The sequence below is a fragment of the Bradyrhizobium sp. LB8.2 genome (assembly GCF_040548035.1).
Lineage (GTDB): Bacteria > Pseudomonadota > Alphaproteobacteria > Rhizobiales > Xanthobacteraceae > Bradyrhizobium.
Genome location: NZ_JBEPQV010000005.1, coordinates 1 through 21,347, shown reverse-complemented (window position 1 = coordinate 21,347; position 21,347 = coordinate 1). Strand labels below are relative to the sequence as shown.

General features: G+C 64.2%; 24 protein-coding genes. 14 read left to right on the top strand and 10 right to left on the bottom strand.

Annotation, left to right across the window (positions count from 1 at the left end; genetic code table 11):
• Positions 1-201 precede the first annotated feature (201 nt).
• Positions 202-1,179 carry a hypothetical protein gene (locus ABIB06_RS08245; protein ID WP_354046922.1) on the top strand — a complete coding sequence of 326 codons (978 nt, stop codon included), beginning with the start codon at positions 202-204 and terminating at the stop codon, positions 1,177-1,179.
• A 66-nt stretch (positions 1,180-1,245) separates the two neighbouring features.
• Positions 1,246-1,770 (top strand): TetR/AcrR family transcriptional regulator, encoded by a 525-nt coding sequence (locus ABIB06_RS08240; protein ID WP_354046924.1) that lies wholly within the window; start codon positions 1,246-1,248, stop codon positions 1,768-1,770.
• A gap of 37 nt (positions 1,771-1,807) precedes the next feature.
• Here ABIB06_RS08240 and rplI read toward each other — a convergent pair whose 3' ends face one another.
• The 4 genes from rplI to rpsF all read right to left on the bottom strand — a co-directional run bounded on the left by rplI (position 1,808) and on the right by rpsF (position 4,339).
• A complete protein-coding gene (gene rplI, locus ABIB06_RS08235) occupies positions 1,808-2,413 on the bottom strand; it encodes a 50S ribosomal protein L9 (protein ID WP_354046926.1) in 606 nt (201 codons plus the stop codon).
• A 49-nt stretch (positions 2,414-2,462) separates the two neighbouring features.
• The gene (locus ABIB06_RS08230) at positions 2,463-3,440 is read right to left on the bottom strand and encodes a DUF2232 domain-containing protein (RefSeq protein WP_354046928.1); all 978 of its coding nucleotides are present in this window, start codon (positions 3,438-3,440) and stop codon (positions 2,463-2,465) included.
• Between the two features lie 129 nt (positions 3,441-3,569).
• Positions 3,570-3,809: a 30S ribosomal protein S18 gene (rpsR, locus tag ABIB06_RS08225; RefSeq protein WP_007592020.1), complete on the bottom strand. Its 240-nt coding sequence runs from the start codon at positions 3,807-3,809 to the stop codon at positions 3,570-3,572.
• A gap of 5 nt (positions 3,810-3,814) precedes the next feature.
• A complete protein-coding gene (gene rpsF / locus ABIB06_RS08220; protein WP_354046930.1) occupies positions 3,815-4,339 on the bottom strand; it encodes a 30S ribosomal protein S6 in 525 nt (174 codons plus the stop codon).
• A gap of 342 nt (positions 4,340-4,681) precedes the next feature.
• Here rpsF and ABIB06_RS08215 point away from each other — a divergent pair, with 342 nt between their 5' ends.
• The 9 genes from ABIB06_RS08215 (at position 4,682) to gmk (ending at position 13,380) form a co-directional block, all read left to right on the top strand.
• A complete protein-coding gene (locus tag ABIB06_RS08215) occupies positions 4,682-5,386 on the top strand; it encodes a TetR/AcrR family transcriptional regulator C-terminal domain-containing protein (RefSeq protein WP_354046932.1) in 705 nt (234 codons plus the stop codon).
• 3 nt (positions 5,387-5,389) lie between these two features.
• On the top strand, positions 5,390-6,415 hold the full coding sequence (locus ABIB06_RS08210; protein WP_354069130.1) for a fatty acid desaturase family protein: 1,026 nt from the start codon (positions 5,390-5,392) through the stop codon (positions 6,413-6,415).
• 172 nt (positions 6,416-6,587) lie between these two features.
• Positions 6,588-7,547 (top strand): ACP S-malonyltransferase, encoded by a 960-nt coding sequence (gene fabD, locus ABIB06_RS08205; protein WP_354046936.1) that lies wholly within the window; start codon positions 6,588-6,590, stop codon positions 7,545-7,547.
• Between the two features lie 102 nt (positions 7,548-7,649).
• Complete coding sequence (gene fabG / locus ABIB06_RS08200) at positions 7,650-8,387, top strand: 3-oxoacyl-[acyl-carrier-protein] reductase (RefSeq protein WP_007592006.1); 738 nt, start codon at positions 7,650-7,652, stop codon at positions 8,385-8,387.
• 311 nt (positions 8,388-8,698) lie between these two features.
• The gene (locus ABIB06_RS08195; RefSeq protein ID WP_006020277.1) at positions 8,699-8,938 is read left to right on the top strand and encodes an acyl carrier protein; all 240 of its coding nucleotides are present in this window, start codon (positions 8,699-8,701) and stop codon (positions 8,936-8,938) included.
• Between the two features lie 108 nt (positions 8,939-9,046).
• Positions 9,047-10,312 carry a beta-ketoacyl-ACP synthase II gene (gene fabF, locus ABIB06_RS08190; RefSeq protein WP_354046939.1) on the top strand — a complete coding sequence of 422 codons (1,266 nt, stop codon included), beginning with the start codon at positions 9,047-9,049 and terminating at the stop codon, positions 10,310-10,312.
• A gap of 125 nt (positions 10,313-10,437) precedes the next feature.
• Positions 10,438-11,712, top strand: a complete 1,275-nt coding sequence (gene mltG / locus ABIB06_RS08185) for an endolytic transglycosylase MltG (protein ID WP_354046941.1) — start codon at positions 10,438-10,440, stop codon at positions 11,710-11,712.
• 117 nt (positions 11,713-11,829) lie between these two features.
• Positions 11,830-12,717, top strand: coding sequence for a YicC/YloC family endoribonuclease (locus ABIB06_RS08180; protein ID WP_354046943.1), 888 nt, complete (start codon positions 11,830-11,832; stop codon positions 12,715-12,717).
• Between the two features lie 3 nt (positions 12,718-12,720).
• Positions 12,721-13,380, top strand: a complete 660-nt coding sequence (gene gmk, locus ABIB06_RS08175) for a guanylate kinase (RefSeq protein WP_354046945.1) — start codon at positions 12,721-12,723, stop codon at positions 13,378-13,380.
• On the opposite strand, the gene ABIB06_RS08170 is transcribed toward gmk, so the two are convergent.
• From ABIB06_RS08170 to ABIB06_RS08160, 3 genes are all read right to left on the bottom strand, one after another.
• Positions 13,313-14,506 carry a hypothetical protein gene (locus tag ABIB06_RS08170; RefSeq protein WP_354069133.1) on the bottom strand — a complete coding sequence of 398 codons (1,194 nt, stop codon included), beginning with the start codon at positions 14,504-14,506 and terminating at the stop codon, positions 13,313-13,315. The two genes, gmk and ABIB06_RS08170, sit on opposite strands and share 68 nt — an antisense overlap.
• Before the next feature lie 938 nt (positions 14,507-15,444).
• Positions 15,445-16,056 carry a dioxygenase family protein gene (locus ABIB06_RS08165; protein WP_247346317.1) on the bottom strand — a complete coding sequence of 204 codons (612 nt, stop codon included), beginning with the start codon at positions 16,054-16,056 and terminating at the stop codon, positions 15,445-15,447.
• Positions 16,056-17,036 carry a Bug family tripartite tricarboxylate transporter substrate binding protein gene (locus tag ABIB06_RS08160; protein WP_247346319.1) on the bottom strand — a complete coding sequence of 327 codons (981 nt, stop codon included), beginning with the start codon at positions 17,034-17,036 and terminating at the stop codon, positions 16,056-16,058. The genes ABIB06_RS08165 and ABIB06_RS08160 overlap by 1 nt, the downstream gene beginning before the upstream one ends.
• Before the next feature lie 113 nt (positions 17,037-17,149).
• Here ABIB06_RS08160 and ABIB06_RS08155 point away from each other — a divergent pair, with 113 nt between their 5' ends.
• Positions 17,150-18,118, top strand: coding sequence for a LysR family transcriptional regulator (locus ABIB06_RS08155; protein WP_247346321.1), 969 nt, complete (start codon positions 17,150-17,152; stop codon positions 18,116-18,118).
• 95 nt (positions 18,119-18,213) lie between these two features.
• On the top strand, positions 18,214-18,378 hold the full coding sequence (locus ABIB06_RS38885) for a low affinity iron permease family protein (protein ID WP_247346323.1): 165 nt from the start codon (positions 18,214-18,216) through the stop codon (positions 18,376-18,378).
• Positions 18,379-18,420: 42 nt separating this feature from the next.
• Here ABIB06_RS38885 and ABIB06_RS08145 read toward each other — a convergent pair whose 3' ends face one another.
• Positions 18,421-18,672 carry a Crp/Fnr family transcriptional regulator gene (locus tag ABIB06_RS08145; protein ID WP_247346325.1) on the bottom strand — a complete coding sequence of 84 codons (252 nt, stop codon included), beginning with the start codon at positions 18,670-18,672 and terminating at the stop codon, positions 18,421-18,423.
• Between the two features lie 480 nt (positions 18,673-19,152).
• Here ABIB06_RS08145 and ABIB06_RS08140 point away from each other — a divergent pair, with 480 nt between their 5' ends.
• Positions 19,153-19,890: a Crp/Fnr family transcriptional regulator gene (locus ABIB06_RS08140; RefSeq protein WP_247346327.1), complete on the top strand. Its 738-nt coding sequence runs from the start codon at positions 19,153-19,155 to the stop codon at positions 19,888-19,890.
• Here the strand turns inward: ABIB06_RS08140 and ABIB06_RS08135 are convergent.
• Together ABIB06_RS08135 and ABIB06_RS08130 are read right to left on the bottom strand one after the other, a co-directional pair.
• The gene (locus tag ABIB06_RS08135) at positions 19,869-20,621 is read right to left on the bottom strand and encodes a Crp/Fnr family transcriptional regulator (RefSeq protein WP_247346329.1); all 753 of its coding nucleotides are present in this window, start codon (positions 20,619-20,621) and stop codon (positions 19,869-19,871) included. The genes ABIB06_RS08140 and ABIB06_RS08135 overlap by 22 nt on opposite strands.
• Positions 20,622-20,954: 333 nt before the next feature.
• Positions 20,955-21,191, bottom strand: a complete 237-nt coding sequence (locus tag ABIB06_RS08130; protein ID WP_247346331.1) for a hypothetical protein — start codon at positions 21,189-21,191, stop codon at positions 20,955-20,957.
• Positions 21,192-21,347: the final 156 nt, after the last annotated feature.

Here is a 21,347-nt window from a genome sequence, read left to right as displayed (position 1 = left end):
TCCTATGCGTTTGCATCTAAATCTAGGGGAAGTGTCCCGTCCCGGCTATTGCGCTGTGTTCACGGCCGATATTCAAAAAGCGCTTAATCACATTCTTGCGCGTGGAGCCTGCTTCCATTCGCGGCTCAATCGGATAAAAGGTGACCCGCCGCCGCGCCCCATGCCGGCTGCACCTCTCGGAATTCAATGGAGATGATGGGAATGTCGAGCCGAGCGCTCAGCCTCGCGACGCTATTGCTTTTGATCGGCTTCGGCGCGACCGATGCCGCTCTCGCGCAGGCGACGAACCTCGAGGCCGGTAAGGCCCCATCCCAGCTGTTCACGCAGACCTGCACTGCATGTCACAAGAGCCCGCGCGGCCTGTTGAAGTCCGTGGCGCCGGGTTCGCTGCCGGGCTTCCTGCGTCAGCATTACACGACCAGCTCCGACATGGCCGGCGTGCTTGCTTCCTACCTCGTCTCCAACGGCGCCACCGACACCCGCTATCAGGCCAAGGACGGCAAGGACAAGAAGGACGGCGCCAAGGACAAGGAAGCCAATACCAATCCCGCGCAGTCCCCTGAACATCAGGGCCGCCGCCAACGTTCGCAGGAGTCCGCCAGGCCGGAAGGCGAGGGTGCCGCTCCCGCGGCCGAGGGCGCACGTCAGAAGCGCGCGGCGCGGCCGGCCGAGGAGGGCGCCAAGGAAGGCGTGAAGCCCGAGGGCCAAGCCGCGCCCGAAGGGCGCAAAGGTAAGCGTCGCGGCAAGCCCGCGATCGAGGAAGCGCCGAAGGTCGACGCCGCGTCGCCGGCGGCAGACGACAAGAAGTATGAGCCGAAGGTCGAGTCCAAGCCCGAGGCTGCGAAGGTTGATTCCGGCGAGTCCAAATCTGAAAGCAGCAAGCCGGCCGAGAAGCCGGCCGAGGCCAAGCCCGAGAGCGCCAAGGTTGAGCCGCGCGGCAGCGATACTCCGGCGCTGCGGCCCGATCCAGTGCCGCAGGTGACACCCGCTGCACCGGCCGCCGCGAAGCCCGCCGAGCCAGCTGCGCCCAAGCCGGCGGAAGAGGCTGCTCCCAAGCCTGCCGCGAGCTCCGAACCGCCAGCGAAGTCGCAGGAGCCGGCGCCGCCCGCGACCGCTGCCGCCCCACCCGCGGCGCCAGCCGAATCGTCCGGTGCGCCGACGCCGCCGATTTCGAGATAAGCGACCCATTTTTTCCGATCGACTTGCGAAGGCCGCACGCATCCGCGGTCCTCGCATCGCGCCGCCATGGCAAACGTCTTCGGCTCGAAGAAGGAGCTGGCCGGTGCACTGTTCCTCGATGTGCTCGGGTACTATCACGCCGCGATACTGGCCGCGCTCGATCCTGTGCCGGACGCCGGGCAGGGGATCGATCGCCTGATCCGGGCGCATCTTGATTGGGTCGTCATCAGCCGCCGCGAGGCGCGCTATCTTTTCGAGATCTCGCGCAGCGAATGGGGCGGGAGCGTTCGCGACGCCCAGCGCGCGCAGAATGCGCGCCTTGCCGAAGGCATCGAGTGCTGGCGCGCACCGCTGGTCACGCGCGGAGAGCTTTTGCCGATGACGCCGGTGATGTTCGTCAGCCAGCTCATCGGTCCGGCGCAGAGTTTTTGCCGCGCCTTCCTGTCGGGACGCGACCGCGCCGATCCGCGCGCCGAGACCGATACGTTGATCGCCTGCGATGGCATCGAGAAGCATACGGCAACGGCGCTCGCCTCGATCGCGATGCTGAGCGAGGACGTCGTCGCGAAAACGAAAAACCCGGCCGCCTGAGGCGACCGGGTTTCGAAAGCCTGCGCGAACGCGAGGCTTACTTTTCGGTCTCTTCCGCAGCCGGCGCCGGCTCGGCCTCGTCCTGCTGGGCTTCCGGATCGAAGAACTCGCCGGCGGCGGCGATCGCTTCGGCGGCAGCATCCCGGTCTTCGTTGCGGGTCGAGATGTCTTCGCCGCGGTTGATGCGCTCGGCCTCGTCCTGGCTGCGCGCCACAGTGACACTGATCTCGACCTCGACCTCGGGGTGGACGGCAACTTTGATGGTGTGCTTGCCGATGGTCTTGATCGGCGCGTCGAGCTGAACCTGCGGGCGGGACAGCGAAACGCCGTCGGCTTCGAACGCCACGACGATGTCGCGCACGTTGACCGAGCCGAACAGTTGGCCGGCTTCCGAAGCCTGACGGATCACGATGATGTTCTTGCCCTGGATCTTCTCGGCGACCTTGGACGCCTCGCCCTTGGACTCAAGGTTGCGAGCCTCGAGGTCGGCCTTCATGCCGTCGTACTTGGCGCGGTTGTCGGCGGTGGCGCGCAGCGCCTTGCCGCGCTTGAGCAGGAAATTGCGGCCATAGCCGTCGCGAACCTTCACGACTTCGCCCATGTGACCGAGCTTGTTGACGCGTTCCAGCAAAATGACTTCCATATTCGTTCTCCTTCGAAGTGTTGAGTGGGTTGGATTTTCGGACTTGAACTTAAGGGACCGGCAGCGGCGGTGGCTGGCGCGTACGCAGGAAGCGTTCGCGGAGGCCGAACACGGCATCCGCAAGGCCGAGGATCACCATCGCGATGACGGGCCATCCGAACACGACGACGACGGCGTAGGTCGAGCCGAGCCAGAAAGTGCGGCTCTTCAGCGCCAGCGTCAGCGTATGCAGCACCGCAAAGCCGGTCAGCGCATATCCCATCATTAGCGCCGCCGTGGCGATCTGCGCCACGATCGCAAGCAGTCCGCCGGTGAAGCAGAAGGCAAGCGCGATGCAGAGCGCCACGAGCGTCATCGGCGGCAGCTCCGCCGTCATCAGGTCCGGCCAGGGGCGCCGCAGCCGGCCCGACGTCGCCGTCACCTTGGTGCTGAGCCAGAGATTGAGGGTCAGCGTCATCATCGCGACGATGGTGGCGCCGGCCGGCGCGATCCGCACCAGCGCGTCGACAAATTGGTCGGTCTCGCCGGAGGTCTGCGGGTCGGCGGCGCGGAGGAGGCGCATCAGGCCACGACGCAGCGTGCCGATGATGGTTTCGGCGTCGGTGCCGAGGGTGAGCAGGGCGGCGATCGTGGTCAGCGTGGCGAAGCCCGCGATCCATAGCAGGATGCGGCCGACCGGATACCACTCGAGCGCAGGTTCGGCCGACGGCTCGGCGGCGGCCCCCGGGGCGACGGGTTCTCGCTGCCGGCTGAGCAGGACGAGGTGGCCGAGCCACCAGGCCGGCAGTGCGACGGTGACGGCGAACGCGATGCCGTAGGGCAGGCCGAACAGGGCGCCGAGGCCAAGCGCGGCGGCGATGCCGCCGAGGGTCGCGCAAAGCGGTCCCCAGCCGATCGAGGCGACCATCAGCGGCAGCGGTGCGAGATAGAACAGGACGAGCGAGATCAGCGCGCCCGAGACGATCGAGGCGAACATCACGGCCGACGCAGCGCCGGCGATCAGGGCTATCAGTCCAAAGGCCATCATCAGCTGTCCCGCTCCCTTCGAGCGGTTAGAGGCATCTCGCCCCAACCATCGGCGACCGGACGACCCGGAAGCCTTATGAGAAACTAGGTAATACGGCCGGCGGCGATGTCACCGCCGGCCGAATTCGTCTTAGCGAATGACGTAGGGCAGCAGGCCCAGGAACCGCGCGCGCTTGATGGCGCGGGCGAGCTCACGCTGCTTCTTCGCGGACACAGCGGTGATGCGGCTCGGCACGATCTTGCCGCGCTCGGAGACGTAACGCATCAGCAGCTTGGAGTCCTTGTAGTCGATCTTCGGAGCATTCGCGCCCGTGAACGGGCAGCTCTTGCGACGACGGAAAAACGGGCGGCGTGCACCAGCTTCAGCCATTGTTCTTACTCCCCATCCGTGGTGGTGGTGGTGGCAGTAGTCGTGGTTTCAGCGTCGTCGCGCGGACGGCGCGGACCGCGGTCACCGCGGAAGCCGCCACCTTCACGATCGCCGCCACGGAAACCACCCTCGCGGTCGCCACGGAAGCCACCGCCTTCGCGATCGCCACGGAAGCCGCCGCCACGGTCGTCACGCTCGCGGTCACGGTCGGCCTTGCGCATCATCGCGGACGGACCTTCCTCGAGCTCCTCGACGCGGACGCTGAGATAGCGGATCACGTCTTCGCTGATGCGCTCCTGGCGCTCGATCTCGGCGATCGCCGCGGACGGCGCGTCGATGTTGAGCAGCACGAAGTGCGCCTTGCGATTCTTGTTCATGCGGTAGGTAAGGGAGCGCACGCCCCAATTCTCGGTCTTGACAACCTTGCCGCCGAGACCCTCGACAATGCCGGTCATCTGCGCAGTCAGTTCTTCGACCTGCTGCGTGCTCGCGTCTTGGCGCGCGAGAAAAACATGCTCATAGAGAGCCATGGAAGTCCTTTCCTCATGTTGGCGCATCGCCCGGCGTCAAGCCCTTAAGAGGCCTTCGGAAAGGACTCTGGGATTAAGCTCAGAAGGCGGAAACACGGGACGACGGGCCGACTGGCCCTGCCACACCAAGATCACGAATGATTTGCTGAGACCGTCCGTTCAGCTCCCGGCCGGGGTCTGCGGATGCGCGCCTTATACGGATTTTGGCTGACTTGGCAAGGTTGAGGGCGGCATTTTCGGCGTGGCGGCCCCGATGCGGGCGGCCTGACCCATAGCAGGGTAACATGCCGGCTTGATTTGTTTGTTTGTATATCATACAATAAATCAACGGAGCCGACCCCAATGGCAGAAAACTTGTCCCAGGAGCCGTTTGAGGCGGCTGGCGATCCCAAGCACGCCGCTCGCGCCACGCGCTCGGCCGGCCGCAAAATGCGCTCGCTGCTGCTGGATGCCGCGAGCCCGCTATTTCGGGAACGGGGGCTATTGGGCACGGCAATCACCGACATCGCAGCCGCCGCGAACGCGTTCCCGAGCCAGATCACTTACTATTTCCGCACCAAGGAGGCGCTGTTCGTCGAATGCGCCTGCCGCGAGTTGCTGTATCTGGCGCGGGCGACGGAGCGGGCGGCGCTGCAGGCGCGCACGCCATGGGACTACACCCATGCGCTGGCCGAGACCGTGACGGCCAAAGATTCGGTGGCCTTCTTCGCCGAGGCGCTGACGCTGACGCGGCGGCGCCAGGATCTCGCACCGCTGGTGGAGCGCACCATCGAGCGCCTGCACAGCGAAGGCGCGCGGGCCTATGCAAGCCAGGTTGAGCGGCACGGCTGGCGCTCCCTGCGCGCGCCAGACGAAAGCTCGCGGCGATTCTGGGCCGTCGCCATCGGCGTCATTCTCGAAGGCTACGCCATGGGCCGTTCGCCCGAGGCTCTGTGCGCCGAGATGCTGCGCGTGCTCGGCGAGCAGGCGAAATCCACGGGCGACACGGCGCGCCTTCGTCTCGTCGACGAGCGCGACGCTTCAAGCAATTCGAATGAGGAGGGTTAGGCCATGACCGCGCTTCGCATGCGTGCCCGCGATTTCCTGACCGACGATCAACTCGCCGACGTGCGCCGGCGCATGACTTGGAAAGGCGTCGCGCTGATCGCGCACGCCTGGGCGCTCATTATCGCCGCAATCGCCTTGGTCGCGTGGTGGCCCAATCCGATCACCTATATCTTCGCCGTCGCCATCATCGGCTCGCGCCAACTCGGGCTCGCGATCCTCATGCATGACGGCGCACATGGCTGCCTGTCCGCCGACGAGAAAGCCAATCTGACCCTGAGCCAGTGGTTCTGCGCCTATCCTCTTTTCGCGGAGACGCGTAGCTACCGGCGCTATCACCTTCAGCATCATGCGCGTACCCAGCAGGAGGATGATCCTGATCTCGTGCTGTCGGCGCCGTTCCCGATCACGAAGCTGAGCTATCGCCGCAAGTTCATTCGCGACATTACCTGGCAGACCGGCTTCCAGCAGCGCAGGGCGCAACTGCTCAACGCGCTCGGGCCGAAGGACTGGCCGTTGCGGCAGCGCGCAGCGCATTTTTGGGAAAAGCTCGGCCCGCAATGCCTCGTCAATGGCGCGATGTTCGCAGCGCTCACGGTGGCCGGCGTGTGGTGGGCCTATCCGCTGCTTTGGCTGGTGCCGCTCGTAAGCTGGATGATGGTCATCACCCGCATCCGCAATATCGCCGAGCACGCGGTCGTGCCTGACAGCAGCGATCCCTTGCGCAACACCCGCACCACCTATGCCAATTTTCTCGAGCGCCTGTTCATCGCGCCGTACTATGTGAACTATCATCTCGAACATCATCTCTTGTTCTACGTGCCCTGCTACAATCTGCCGAAGGTTCATCGCCTGCTGAGCGAAAGCCGGCACGCGGGCCGTATGGAGGTGCAACCGAGTTACGCCGCGGTACTGCGGCTTGCGACCGCGAAGCCGAACCGCGACGACCGACCGGGTCAACTGGTGAACAGCGCGCGCCGCGCGCGGGCGGGGTCGGAGGTCGACGCCAATCAGACCGCCGGCGGATTCTAGAGACCCGCATCTCCGGTTGAATGCCGGCCGATGCTCCCCCTGGCTTGACATTCCGGCCTCGGACAGTGTCTACGGCCCCCTTTGGGGCATGATCGGGAACCAAGGCTCGGGCCGGACGTAGTCGGCTGCCGGTTCTCGAAGACAACTGCTCGAGCGATCCAGGGGAGCGCCGATGACGGCAGCATTCACATTTCCGGGGCAGGGTTCCCAGGCGGTCGGTATGGGCAAGGCTCTGGCTGACGCCTATCCGGTGGCACGCGCCGTGTTCGACGAGGTCGATGCCGCACTGGGAGAGAAGCTGACGGCAATCATCTGGGATGGTCCGGCCGAAACCCTCCAGCTCACCCAAAACGCCCAGCCGGCCCTGATGGCTGTGTCCATCGCCACTCTGCGCGTGCTGGAGGTCGAAGCCGGGTTTTCCGTGGGGCGGGATGCTGCCTTCGTCGCCGGCCATTCTCTCGGTGAATATTCAGCGCTCGCTGCGGCCGGCAGCCTGACGATTTCCGACACCGCGCGGCTGCTTCGCACCCGCGGTCTCGCAATGCAAAAAGCCGTGCCGGTTGGCGCCGGCGCGATGGCCGCTCTGCTTGGCCTCGACTACGAGGCCGCCCTGGAGGTCGCCAAGGAGGCGGCGCAGGGGCAGGTCTGCCAGGCCGCGAACGACAATGGCGGCGGACAAGTGGTCGTCTCCGGCGACAAGGCCGCGGTCGATCGCGCCGTCGAGATCGCCAAAACCAAGGGCGCCAAGCGCGCGATGTTGCTGCCGGTGTCCGCGCCGTTCCATTGCACACTGATGCAGCCGGCTGCGGAGGTGATGGCGGCGGCGCTGGCCACGGTCACGATCAAGGCGCCGGCGGCGGCGCTGGTGTCGAACGTGCTGGCGAGCGCGATTACCGACCCTGACGAGATCCGACGCCGCCTGGTCGAGCAGGTCACCGGCACCGTGCGCTGGCGCGAGTCGGTTGCCTATATGGCAGGACAGGGCGTCAACCGTTTCTTCGAGATCGGCGCCGGCAAGGTGCTGACCGGCCTCGTCAAGCGTATTGCTGACGGTGCGGTCGGCGTTGCGGTCAGCGGGCCCAACGACATTGCTGCCGCCAGGGATGCGTTGGCCGCTTCGAAGCAAGCCTGAAGCGCGATGATTCCTGGTCGCGCTTGCGTTCTTTAGTTTACGCTCGATCTTTTCGGAAAACCGCTGCGCACTTTTCCGGATCGTGCTTTGGAGGAGTTATCGATGTTCGATCTGACTGGCAAAAAGGCGCTCGTCACCGGCGCAACCGGCGGCATCGGCGGTGCGATCGCACAGGCGCTGCACGCGCAGGGCGCCACCGTCGCGATATCAGGGACGCGCAAGGAAGTGCTGGATGAGCTTGCCGGCAAGCTCGGCGAGCGCACCCATGTGCTGCCCTGCAATCTCTCCAAGGCGGACGAGGTCGAGGCGCTGGTGCCTGCGGCGGAAGCGGCAATGGGACAGGTCGACATCCTCGTCGCCAATGCCGGCATCACCCGCGACAATCTCTTCGTGCAGCTCCGTGACGAGGACTGGGAGGAGGTCATCAACATCAATTTGACCTCGACCTTCCGGCTTGCCCGCGCCGCCACCAAATTGATGATGCGCAAGCGCTTCGGCCGCATCATCGCCATCACCTCGGTGGTCGGCGTCACCGGCAATCCGGGGCAGGGCAATTATACCGCGTCGAAGGCGGGCCTGATCGGCATGATCAAGACGTTGGGTGCCGAATACGCCAAACGCGGCGTCACTGCGAACTGCATTGCGCCCGGCTTCATCAAGACGCCGATGACCGATGCGCTCAACGACAAGCAGCGCGAAACGATTCTGACCAAGGTTCCGGCCAATCGCCTGGGGACGCCAGAGGACATTGCGGCGGCTGCCGTCTACCTGAGTTCGAACGAAGCGGCCTACGTCACCGGCCAAACCATCCACGTCAACGGCGGCATGGCCATGATCTGACGCCTCATGCCGTTCCGCCCCCCTTGGGCGGCGCCGGATACGGCAAACGGCCGTTTCCGGAGCGAAATGAGGCTTGTAGTCAAGGCAATTGAAGTATGATAACCGGACCTTCAACGGATGGGCAAAGAACGCCATTGCAGGTTTTTGAAACCCTGTATATTGGCGATGCGGAGCCTTGGCCGTCATTCGCCGGGCCTGCATCGGTTAGGATGGGGCCAAATCAAAGTTTGTAAGCGAAGGCAGTCAACGACCACGACGGCTCGTATCGTCCCGGGGGGTCGGGTCTACAGGGAACAACACGAGGTTATGCAATGAGTGAGATTGGCGAGCGGGTTAAGAAGATCGTGGTCGAACACCTTGGTGTTGAACCCGAGAAGGTTGTCGACGCTGCGAGCTTCATCGACGACCTCGGCGCCGACAGTCTGGACACCGTCGAGCTGGTGATGGCATTCGAAGAAGAATTCGGCTGCGAGATTCCGGACGACGCCGCGGAGACGATTCTCACCGTCGGCGACGCCACGAAGTTTCTCGAGAAGAACGCGAAGAGCTAAGGCTCTTCATTTTCGCGGGGAAAACATTGAAACCGGACGGGCCGCCCAACAGCGGTCAGCCGGTTTCTTGTTATTGGCCGTGAATGTTTCGATGCGGAGTTTTCGGATATGAGGCGGGTTGTCGTCACGGGTCTTGGCATGGTTTCGCCACTCGGCTGCGGTGTCGAGCCGACCTGGAAGCGCATCCTCAACGGCGAAAGCGGCGCACGCAGGATCGAGAGCTTCGATGTCTCCGATCTTCAGACCAAATACGCCTGCACCGTCGTGCGCGGCGACGGGACGAACGACACTTTCGATCCCGATATCTGGATGGAGCCGAAGGACCAGCGCAAGGTCGACGACTTCATCATCTTCGGCATGGCCGCGGCCGGCCAGGCGCTCGACGATGCCAATTGGCATCCCGCGACCGAAGAGGACAAATGCGCGACCGGCACAATGATCGGTTCCGGCATCGGCGGCCTCAACGGCATCGCGGACACCGCGATCCTCCTGAAGGAACGCGGGCCGCGCCGGGTGTCGCCGTTCTTCATTCCGGGCCGCCTGATCAATCTCGCCTCCGGCTATGTCTCGATCAAGCACGGGCTGAAGGGGCCGAACCACTCGGTGGTCACGGCCTGCTCGACTGGTGCACATGCGGTCGGCGATGCCGCCCGCCTGATTGCGCTCGGCGATGCCGACGTCATGGTCGCCGGCGGTGCCGAATCGCCGATCGGCCGCATCGGCATTGCCGGCTTCAACGCCGCGCGTGCGCTCTCCACCGGCTTCAACGAGACACCCGAGAAGGCCTCGCGTCCCTATGACAAGGACCGCGACGGCTTTGTGATGGGCGAGGGTGCCGGCGTCCTGGTCCTGGAAGAGTTCGAGCACGCCCGGCGCCGCGGCGCGAAGATCTATGCCGAGGTGGTCGGCTACGGTCTCTCCGGCGATGCCTATCATATCACCTCGCCATCGCCCGATGGCGATGGCGGCTTCCGCAGCATGGCGGCAGCGCTCAAGCGCGCCGGCCTCACGCCGTCCGATCTCGATTACATCAACGCGCACGGCACCTCGACACCGCTCGGCGACGAGATCGAGCTCGGTGCGGTGGAGCGCCTGCTCGGCAACGCCGCCTCCAAGGTCGCGATGTCCTCGACCAAATCGTCGACCGGCCATCTTCTCGGTGCAGCCGGCGCGATCGAGGCGATCTTCGCCATTCTCGCGATTCGCGATAATGTCGTGCCGCCGACCATCAATCTGGACAATCCGTCGGTCGAGACTGCGATTGATCTCGTGCCGCATAAGTCGAAGAAGCGCGAGGTCAACGTCGCGTTGTCGAATTCTTTCGGTTTTGGCGGTACCAACGCGTCGGTAATCTTTCGGCGTCCGGTCCACTAGTTTGTGTTTTCGACGAATCCACCTATTTGCCGTATTCGGCGATAGTCATACAAGTGGGCGCGTGTACTTGGCCGGACAAGCGTTTGTCAGGCCGCAATTGAACCGGCAGGATTCAGGTTGCTTCGATGAGTGAAAGGCCGCCCATTTCGCCCCGGAGTCCGCGAGCAGCGCTCGAGCCCGAGCAGGTCCCGCCGCCGCCGAAGCGATCGGACCGCGCGCGCAATCCCTTCGTGATCGTCGGCAACGCCATCATCACCCTGCTGCTGATCGCGATGATCGGTGCGGGCGGCGTGTACTATTACGGCCGGCAAGTGCTCGAGGCGCCAGGACCGCTGAAGGACGACAAGATCGTCAACATCCCGCAGCGCGCCGGCAAGCGCGACATCGCCGAGACGTTGAACCGCGAAGGCGTGACCGACGTCAATCCGTGGGTATTCATCGCCAGTGTCGCTGCGCTGAAGGCGAGTTCGGATCTCAAGCCCGGTGAGTATTCGTTCCAGAAAAACGCTTCCTTGCGCGACGTCGTCGCCACCATCGTCGAAGGCAAAGTGGTGCAGCATGCCGTGACGGTACCGGAGGGCCTGACCTCCGAGCAGATCGTGGCGCGGCTGTCCGACAACGACATCTTCACCGGCAGCGTGCGTGAGCTGCCGCGCGAAGGCACGCTGTTGCCCGAGACCTACAAATTCCCGCGCGGGACGCCACGTGATCAGGTGGTCCAGCGCATGCAGCAGGCGCACAAGCGCGTGCTGACCGAGATCTGGGAGCGCCGCAATCAGGACATTCCGGTCAAGAGTCCGGAGCAACTGGTGACGCTGGCCTCGATCGTCGAAAAGGAAACCGGCAAGCCCGACGAGCGCAGCCGCGTCGCCGCGGTGTTCGTCAACCGCCTGAAGCAGCGGATCAAGCTGCAGTCCGATCCCACGATCATCTATGGTCTCGTCGGCGGCAAGGGCACGCTCGGCCGTCCGATCAAGCGCAGCGAGATCACGCAGCCCTCGCCCTACAACACCTATGTGATCGAGGGCCTGCCGCCGGGGCCGATCTCCAATCCCGGCCGGGCCTCGCTCGAGGCCGCCGCCAACCCGGCCCGCACCCGCGACCTCTATTTCGTCGCCGACGGCACCGGCGGGCATTCCTTCACCGAGACCTACGACGCGCACCAGAAGAACGTCGCCAAGCTGCGCGCAATGGAAAAGCAGATCCAGAACGACACGGTCGAGCCGGCCGAGGATGCGCAGCCGCCGGCCGCCGCCGCGCCCAGCGCCGCCGATACGCCGACGGCGACCACGCCGGCCCGCCCCAACCAGCAGAAAAAGCCGCCGGCCGCTCGCCCCGCAGGTCCGGCGCCGGCCCGGCAAGGCGCGGTGCAGCCCTCGCCCCCGGTGGTCCAGCGCTAGACCTGCGCGCAGACCTGCCTACGGGACTTTGCGCATTCCACTTTCCTGCAAAATAGTCTTAAGATTCGCGTGGCTTGATGGCCCCGCGAATCCCGTGCTTCTGGAGAAATTGACCTGATGGCGTTGTCGTCCATGACCGGCTTTGCCCGAAGCCACGGCGCGAGCGGGCCTTATACGTTCGAATGGGAATTGAAGTCGGTCAACGCCAAGGGCTTTGACCTGCGCGTGCGGCTGCCGCAAGGGTTCGACGAGCTGGAGGCCCATGCGAAGAAACACGCCGCCGAGCTGCTCTCGCGCGGCACCGTCTACGCCAATCTGACCGTCAAGCGCGCCAATGCCGCCACCACGGTCCGCGTCAACGACGACGTGCTCAACGCCGTCCTGAAGGCCGCCGCCGTGATCGCCGGCAAGGTCGATGCGGTCGCGCCAAGCGTCGACGGGCTTTTGTCCATCAAGGGTGTCATTGAGGTCGCCGAGCCCGAGGGCGACGAGGAGGAGGACAAGGCCGCGCGCGCCGCTGCCGCGGACGCCTTCGACAAGGCGCTCGCCGAACTCGTCGAGATGCGCAAGCGCGAGGGGACTTCGCTCGGGCAGATCCTGATCCAGCGGGTAGACGAGGTCGAGCAGCTTGCGAAAAAGGCCGAGGCCGCGCCCGGCCGCAAGCCGGAGGCGATCAAGGCCAGGCTCGCCGAGCAGATCGCGAGCCTGCTCGACACCTCAGACCGTTTCGATTCTGACCGCCTGATGCAGGAGGCGATCCTGATCGCGACCAGGGCCGACATCCGCGAGGAGCTCGACCGCATCGCCTCGCACATCGCGCAGGCGCGCGAGCTGATCGGCAAGGGCGGCCCGGTGGGGCGCAAGCTCGACTTCCTGGCGCAGGAGTTTCACCGCGAGGTCAACACCTGCTGCTCGAAGTCGAACGACATCGAGCTGACCAATACGGGGCTTGCCATGAAGAACGTGGTCGAGCAGTTCCGCGAGCAGGTCCAGAATCTGGAGTGATCGATGACGATTGGCGGTCACGGAACTGACGGTGTCGAGCGGCGCGGATTGATGTTCGTGCTGTCCTCGCCGTCGGGCGCGGGCAAGACGACGCTGTCGCGCATGCTGATTGCGGAGACTCCAGGTCTCCAGATGTCGGTGTCCGCGACAACACGGCCGATGCGGCCGGGCGAGGTCGATGGGAAGGACTATTTCTTCGTCGATCAAAAACGCTTCGAAACGATGGTGCAGGATGGTGAGCTACTGGAATCGGCTCACGTCTTCGGGAATCGTTATGGCACACCGCGAGGTCCGGTCGATGCTGCGCTAGCGTCTGGGAACGATGTGTTGTTTGACATCGATTGGCAAGGGACCCAGCAACTCCGCGATCGTTCAGGAAAGGATGTCGTTAGCGTTTTTATCCTTCCGCCGTCGGTTGCTGCACTTGAGCAGCGCCTGCATACGCGTGCGCAGGATTCAGATGAGGTCATCCGCGGCCGCATGAAAAAAGCGGGCGACGAAATGAGCCACTTCGATGCTTACGACTATATCGTTGTCAACGACAACATTGGCCTCGCATTCGAGGCTGTGCGTTCGATCCTTCGCGCCGAGCAGCTTAAGCGCGAACGCCAGGTCGGACTTGAAGGCTTCGTGCGGGGTCTACGTAATCAGCTCGAGAAATAGCTGGCTGCCTCAGGCGCGGCCCTTCCTGCGCCAGCCGTTCCAGCATCGCCGTGATCACGTCGACGTCGACAGCGTCCTCGATTTGCACACCATCATCGCGAACGGCCGGCTCTTCGTCAGTGACGTCGTTGGCCGCGAGCCGCGGCGTTGCGGCCTCGATCTCGAACTCTCCGTTGAACATGTCGGCGTCGTCGAGCTCTGCGGCCTCGTCGTGGGCTTGCGGTTCTCGCGCGGCGATCACATCGATCTCGCGATCGATCGCGGCGAGCTGTGCGGACTTGAGCTGCGCGGCCGGAGGACGCACGGCATCGAAATCTACCGGGCGCGGCTGCTGTGCGCGCGGCGCGCCAGCCGTCGCTGCGTTGAGCCAGGGCGCGCGACCATCGTCGTGATCGTGCGGCTCAAAATTGTCCCAGTTGACGCGGCGATGGTCGGTGGCCTGGACGCGGCCGCGTCCGCCGGCGAAGCGGTAGATGACGCTGGCGAGGATGCCGGCAAGCGCCAGCGCGCCGCCGATCACGAGCAGCAGCATTTGAAGCGAGCCGGTCAGCTTGTCGGTGGAGCTGTCGGCCGCAGCCAGAGCCATCGGAGCAGGGGATTTCGCCGGCTTCGCGCTCGGCTGTGCGGCAGCCGCGACAGGTGCGGGCGATGGCTGCACTGCGGGCGTGACGGACGCCGCGGAGGCATCGGGCCAGCGCGCGTCGACGGCGGGCTGCTGCGCATTGGTGTCAGCGGAGGGGCTCGCAGCTTGTTGCATCGGCGCCGCCGGCGTCTTCGGCGCGGCAATGCTCTGCGGCGTCAGATATTCGGCGCGCGCATCCTGCACCGGGTGTTGCTGCGGCGCGGCTGAATCTGCTGTCGGCGTATCGGCCGCAACCCGTGCGGTTTGTGTGGCCTTGCCGCCTTCGGCGCGCAGATACCAGCACTGCCGCTTGGTCCCGCGCTCGCGGCGATAATGCCAATGCTGGCCCTGCGGCGCGGCGCCCTTTGGCGAGGCAAGGCAGTCGCTCGCGGCATTTGCCGTGCTCGGTGCCGTCGGTGCATTCTGCGATACGGCGGCCAGAGGCGCGCCGGCAATGATGCTGCCCGCGAGGGCGGATATGAACTTTGCGGTGCGGTTGCCCATCCTGGTCTCCCGATTACGCCTGACGCAACTCGTTACCTTCCCTTTGTCGTCAAAGACTTGGGTGGCAATGAGCCGCGAATCCGGAGAGGATGTGGCTTGAATCGGGCCTGCGCGGCATTCGTTCCGCCGCGGAATCACACTTTTTCGCTGCGACTGCTTGCTCAAGGTCTCGGTTCCGCCGCAGCCGTCCGAGCGGCGGACGGTTCCGGAGCCGCTGCAGGCACCGAGGGGGCGGGAGCCCGGGAAGGGAGCATGGTTGCACGTTCCCGCGGCAGGTTTTGCCCGAGTCTTGCTTTTGTTCATCGCCCAATGGAGGCCAAAGGGCGCAGGGAAGGCCGGGCGCCGGCGGCACCCGTTGGTCCGTGCGCGACAAGAGTGCACACGGGGTGGACCGATGGGTGGCCGATCGCCCGGCCTTCCCTGCGCGGATGGTTTTAACGGTGTCCTTCGTGCTCTCCCCGGGGAGCGATGCACTATTGCCCCCGTCGCCCTGCGGATGACTGATGCGCACGCCCGGTCGGGCCGCGACATCACCGCTGGACTTGACGCACAGACCCCGGGCGTCAGGACCACACGACTTCTCCGTCCGCGGACGGTCCCGCCTGATCGTCAAGGGCTTGCGTGTGCTCACCCCTGACAATCGACCAGCCCGCTCTCCAGCGCCGTGTCGTACCGCGTCGCGTGAGGACTCACGGTTGCCCGCCCTGTCATCACGCCGCCCGCGCCGACGCTGCCGCGTCCACCGCCATCCGGCCCGCATGTCGTGACGATCGCGAACGCCCCTTTGGCAGGGCCAGGATCAGTGCTGTATGCCACAAATCCGAAATTCGGAAAAGTGAAATCTTTTTACGCGGAGGGCTTGACCGGGTGTTTTGCCCGACGCGTCAGCCCGGTCGCGAATGACCCAAATCGGGCTTGGAGCCACCTGAAACCGCTTGTCATCCGCTGGCAAGAACAATGTCAAAATGCGCGACCAACGCATGCCTCTCAAGGCGTGATGGCGAATCTTGCAGAGTAACGATCAACCTTTCCGGATGCGGAGCCGCATTGAGCCAGCGGTCGGTCACGTTTTCTCCTTCGCCAGCGAAATACAGCTGGGTTACCAGGCAATCGAACCGCCCCTCGACGGCGAGGTGAATGTGCGGTGGCCTGACGTCGCCTTCTGCCGTCGGATAGCGACCCGGTTTGACCGTACGAAAGCTGTAGTGCCCGGCCGCATCCGTTGTGAGACGCGCGAAGCCTTTGAAATTGGGATCGAGCGGCGCCGGGTTGATGTCACTCGGATGACGATATTTCCCCGCTGCGTTGGCTTGCCAGATGTCGATGCGTACATGCGGCACCGGCGCCCCCCAACGCGTGAGCACACGTCCGCTGACATGGATGAGCTGGCCCAGTGCCTCAGCGGTGCTGCCGCTTGGACGCGCCAGATCGGTTGCCAGATCGGGGCACTGCGAGACCGGATAGAACGGGCCGACAATCTGCGGCGGCGTGATCGCCAATGCTGCTGCATCGCGGCCACTCGTTTGGGTTTTGGATGTGGTCTGGCTCATCAAGGTAGCTTGATATCCGCATCCTTCACGACCTTCGCCCAGTGGGCGATGTCAGTCCGGATTCCCTCACCAAATTCTGCAGCGGTGCCACCCACGGCTACGGCTCCTATTTTGTCGAGCGCGGCGTGGATCTTCGGTTCGACAAGGACCTTGTTAATTGCCTTGTTGAGCTGCGACGTTATTTCTGCAGCCGTACCACGCTTGGCTGCAAAGCCGATCCAATCGGCTGTCACCAGATCGGGAAGGCCTGCCTCGACCACAGTGGGAACGTTGCCCAGGGCAGCGATCCTGGTGGGGGCTGTGACGGCAAGCGCTCGCAACTTGCCGGTCGCAATGAGGTCAATAACTGGAAGCGTGGTGACAAACATGTATTGGACGTTGCCGCTCATCAGATCGGTGATTGCTTGGGAGAACTGCTGGTAGGGCACGTGGGTGGCGTGCACGCCCGCCTGCAATGCAAACATTTCGCCGATGAGATGCGACGGAGTGCCGAAGCCGGCGGAACAGAAATTGAGCTTCCCCGGCTTGCTCTTGAGCAGCGCCACCAGATCGGACAGCGAGCCGACCGGCAAGGAAGGCGTTGTAACGAGCACAGTGTAGGATTTCGATATCTTGATCACCGGATCGAAATCCACATCCGGCCGTACATCCGCCTTCGGAAGCAGAGACGGAGTGACTGTCATCGGAAGGCTCATGGTCAGCAGTGCATAGCCGTCCGCCGGACGGCCGCTCACGTCGTTCATGGCAATGGTCTGCAACCCACCCGGGCGATCTTCCACCACAAGCCGCCAGCCTTCATTGGCCGCGAGCTCGTCGGCGACCATGCGGCTGATAATGTCGGGCGGTGTGCCCGCACCGGTAGGAACGACAATCCGTATGAGATTGGACGGATAAGGTTGCGCGACGACCTTCCCGGGCAGCAACAATCCCGCGAGGCTGCCGAGCAAGAAGGTGCGACGGGCTACATAAATGTTCGACATGGCTGCTCCAAACCTTGGCGGTGGAGGTGACCGCGGATTGGAGCTTGTCCTGCAGACCTATATATGAAAAGTTCTATTTTCCGATACTTCTATTCCATTTTAGAAAGGATCGCATGCTCAATGCATCCCAGATTAGCCATCGGATCAAGCTGCGGCAGCTGAACGTGTTTATCGCCGTCGTGGAATACGGGAGCATGGCGAAAGCGGCCGAGCACCTTGCCATTTCACAGCCTGTCATATCCAAGATGATCGCGAGCCTGGAGCAAACGATCGGCCTTCCTCTTCTAGAGCGCAGCCGGCTCGGTGTTGAGCCGACGCTTTATGGCAAGGCCTTACTCAAGCGTAGCATTGCGTTGTGCAACGATTTGCGGAGCGGTGTGGACGAGCTGCAATCGCTCGCTGATCCCGCGATGGGTGAATTGCGCATTGGCAGCACCGAGCCCGTCATGGCTGGATTACTGCCCGCCATTATTGACCGGCTGTCCCGGCAATACCCGAGGCTCGCGCTTCACATCATCGAGGGCGAACCGCCTGAGCTTCAGGATCGCCATCTGCGCAATCACGACATCGACCTCATGATAGGGCGCCTGCCGAGCTCGACGCCGGCTGCCGATACCGATGTTGAGGTGCTGCTGCACGAAAGCGGTGTCGTTGTTGCAGGCTTGCACAGTCCGTGGGTGCGGCGGCGCAAGATCCGCCTCGACGAGCTGGTCAACGAGCGTTGGTGCCTGCCGCCGCGCGAAAGTTTTCCGGGCGGTTGGATTGCCCGCGCATTTCACGCCTCCGGACTGGAGGTGCCACGTGCCAGCGTAACCGTGTATTCGATCCTTATGCAGTCGGCGTTGCTTTCGTCGGAACGATTCCTGAGTTTCCTTCCGGCATCGATGTTGCACTTCAGCGCGAAGCGGCTGTCGATGAAGGTCTTACCCGTCGAAATGCCTATTCAGATGTGGCCGGTAGGGATCGTTGCGCTTAATGGCAGAACGCCAAACCCTGCTCAGCGGCTGCTCGTCGAGTGCGCTCGAGAGGTAGCGAAGCCGCTCGCAGGTAAGCGAAACGCCTCGCCCAATCGACGAAATTGACCGATTGTTCTTCTGCTTCTGCCACATCGCGTCGCCTGGGCGCGCTGGGCAACGGGCTTGAATGGCACTCGTTCGCGACGCTGGCGACATGGGGCATGACGCTGGTGATCCAGCGGACCGAGCACCGCGATACCCAGGCGACTCACGCCAAGCTCGACGAGCTGCTCAAGGCCAGCGGCCGCGCCGATCTGATGAAGGTCGATGACAAAGACGCCGAGCGGGTCGAGAAGGAGCGGGAGGAGATTCGACGGAGCGGGTAGCGCGTGCGGCGCCCCAGCTGGCGGCGCATTCACCCGCCTCGGTCAGGCCAGATAATCCGGCGTGAAATCCGCGAGCGTGCGGAGTTGGTCGGGTTGCAGCAGCTCGATCTCGCTTCCCTCCCAGGCAATCAATCGGCGCTGTCTCAGTTCCTGGATGGTACGATTGACGTGGACGATCGACAATCCGCTGGCATCGGCAACGTGCCGCTGCGTCATCGGTATCTGGAAGCAGCCTTCCGCCGCAAGCCCAACCGTCTCCAGTCGTGTCGCCAGTTCGCAGATCAGGTGCGCCACCCTTGAGAGCGCCGCCTGCCCGCCGAGACGCGCGACCCACTGCCGCGAGATCGCCGTCAGAGAGGTCCGCGATCGCCTGGAGCCGCTGGATGAATTTGGCGTGGCGTGTGTTGGCCGTGGGTGCAGTCATTCGTCCTTCGATGCTGGCGCGGAACGGAACTCGCGGATGGCGCGGGCCAATTCCCAGTCCGACATCGGCCGGCTCGGCTCCTCGTGCGCGGCCTCCCGCGAGATGTCCCTGATCCTGCCCGAAGCTTTGCTTGGGCCCCAGCTGAGCAATCCGCAAATGCGCTCCAGTACGGTCGTGTAACTCATGAGAGGAGGCGGCCCATTCCGCATTCGGGATTGATGAGAGTCAGGATCCAGACCGTTGCCGACGCACTTAGCAACCAGTCCCGTCGATGCGAGTTCTAGTCCGCGAGATTCTTGCCAGATGTATCAATTGATACAGTGGGCACCTTTTTTTCGCGGACCCTGTGCATGGAAAAAGCATATGACGTGCTGATCCGGAACCTGTGCGAGCACACCGCGCTCGCGCTGGAGGACATCGCCGAGATCCGCGCGCTCACCTTCATGCTGCGCGAGGTCGCGCCGAACGAGGATTTCATCCGTCAGGGCGATGAGCCCGAACATTCGGCACTGGTCGTCACAGGCATGATCGCGCGCTACCATCTGCTCGGCAGCGGGCGGCGGCAATATCTTGCGTTCCATCTGGCCGGCGACCTGCCCGATGCGCAGGGTCTGTTCATCGACCAGATGGATCACGGCTTGAGTGCGTTGGGGCCAGCCTCGATCGCCTTTATTCCGCATCGCCAATTGTTCGCTGCCTTCCGGCGGCGGCCGACCTTTGCTCTGGCGGTCTGGCGCGAAACGCTGCGCGATGCCTCGATATTTCGCGAGGCCATCACCAACAACAGTGCGCGGCCGATGCAGGCGCGCATGGCGCACCTGTTCTGCGAGCTGTTCTACCGCGCCCGCGCCGCGCAGCTCGTCCGCGGGAATCGCTGCCGCCTGCCGATCAGCTTGGCGCAGCTCGGCGAGACGCTGGGCATGGCGATCGCGACGGTGAACCGGACGCTCGCCGACCTCAGGCGGAGTGGGACCGTGGACTTGCGCGACAGCGAGCTGATCGTCCTGAAATGGCGCGAATTGCAGCGGCTCGGAGACTTCAGTCCGATCTATCTGCACCTCAAGCGTCAGTCGCCGCCGTTAGCGTGAGGCCGCAAAGTGTCAGCCGTCGGCAGATGCCGCCCGCCCAGCACTTCGTCGAAATGCTTCTTCACCCAATCGTTGCAACGGCAGGCTCTGGCTTCGAGCGCCGGCGCGTCGAGGATCAGGATGGCGCCACGGCGGGTCGCGAGGATCCGCCTCGCCTTGAACATCTGGATGACGCGGCTGGCATAGCTGCGGGACACGCCGAGCATGCCGGCGAGCTGCTCGTGGGTGAGGGGGATCTCGGGGCCGCCGATGTGCTCCTGCGCCGAGATGATCCACTTGGCGGCACGCTGCTCGATCGAATGGGCGGCGTTGCAGGCCGCGGTCTGGAGCAGCTGCGCGAACTGGCAGTCGGCATAGCGCGAGAACACCTGATGGAGCGTGGCCGACCTCTGCTGGGCCTGCTCGAGCCCGCGCAGCGGCAGCCGCATCAGGGTGCCGCCCAGCTTCACGACGATGCGCGAATAGGCGAGCGAGGCGCTGCGGCCGGCGGCAATGCCCACCGCGCCCTCGTGCCCCACCAGCAGGCTTTCGACCTCGCGATCGTCCTCGACCGGCACCGCGAACGACACCAGAGTGGAGCCGCAAGGAAAATGAACCGCCGTCATCTCGTCGCCGGCGTGATGCAGGATGTGGCTTGCCTCGAGTTCGACCGGCTGGAGGTGAGGCGCGAGCAGCTCGAAATCCGGATAACTGAGCCGCTGGAGAAGATCGTTCTGGGGCCAACCGGTCACATGACTTGCTCTGGCCGGGAATCGGCACCAGCCAGAACCCTACGTTTCCGTAACGAGGCCGACGGTTCCAAAGTGCACACAAAGCGTTTTTCGGGCGTTGAAAAGTTGGCCTCTCACTTGCGGAATCCGGAAGTCGGTAGGGCCGCGTGGCGCGGCCGAACCGGAGGCATTCAACTTCATGAACTCTGTGCAGGAGTGCACACAGCAGGCACGCGGATCGGCGTAGCGTCCTCGTCGCGGGAGCGACGCACCCCGCGCGCTCCGCCCGACGGACCGCCGGCCTATACCTGTACGCCGCGGAGCCGGCGGTCCCGAGTGCGGCGGCGACGTTCGTCACCCGAAGCGGGCTTCGCAGTCGTGCGCGGACCGCACTTTGGCTGCATGCGCGCGATAGGCATCGATCGCCTTGTTGGCGAGCATCAACTGCCGGCGTTCGCCGGTCCTGAGCTGGGCTTCGATGGCGTCGAGAAGGACGTTCGCGGACTCGTCCGGAGGGCCGAGCTCTCCGCTCTGCTCCAGGAAGCTCCAGGCGATGAAGAATGCGCTTTCGACGGTGCAACGAATGGACATGCGCTGCCAACGCAAGGCGGCCGCCGACGTTCCGCGCCCAAGGCGAGGTGCCGCGAACTAACCCAACTTGCGCAGTTAGAGGCGAGATTTCGCTATTTTCGGGGATTTTGCACCGCGTGACTTGAATCGGATCAATTGGTTAGACGGTGCGAAGCG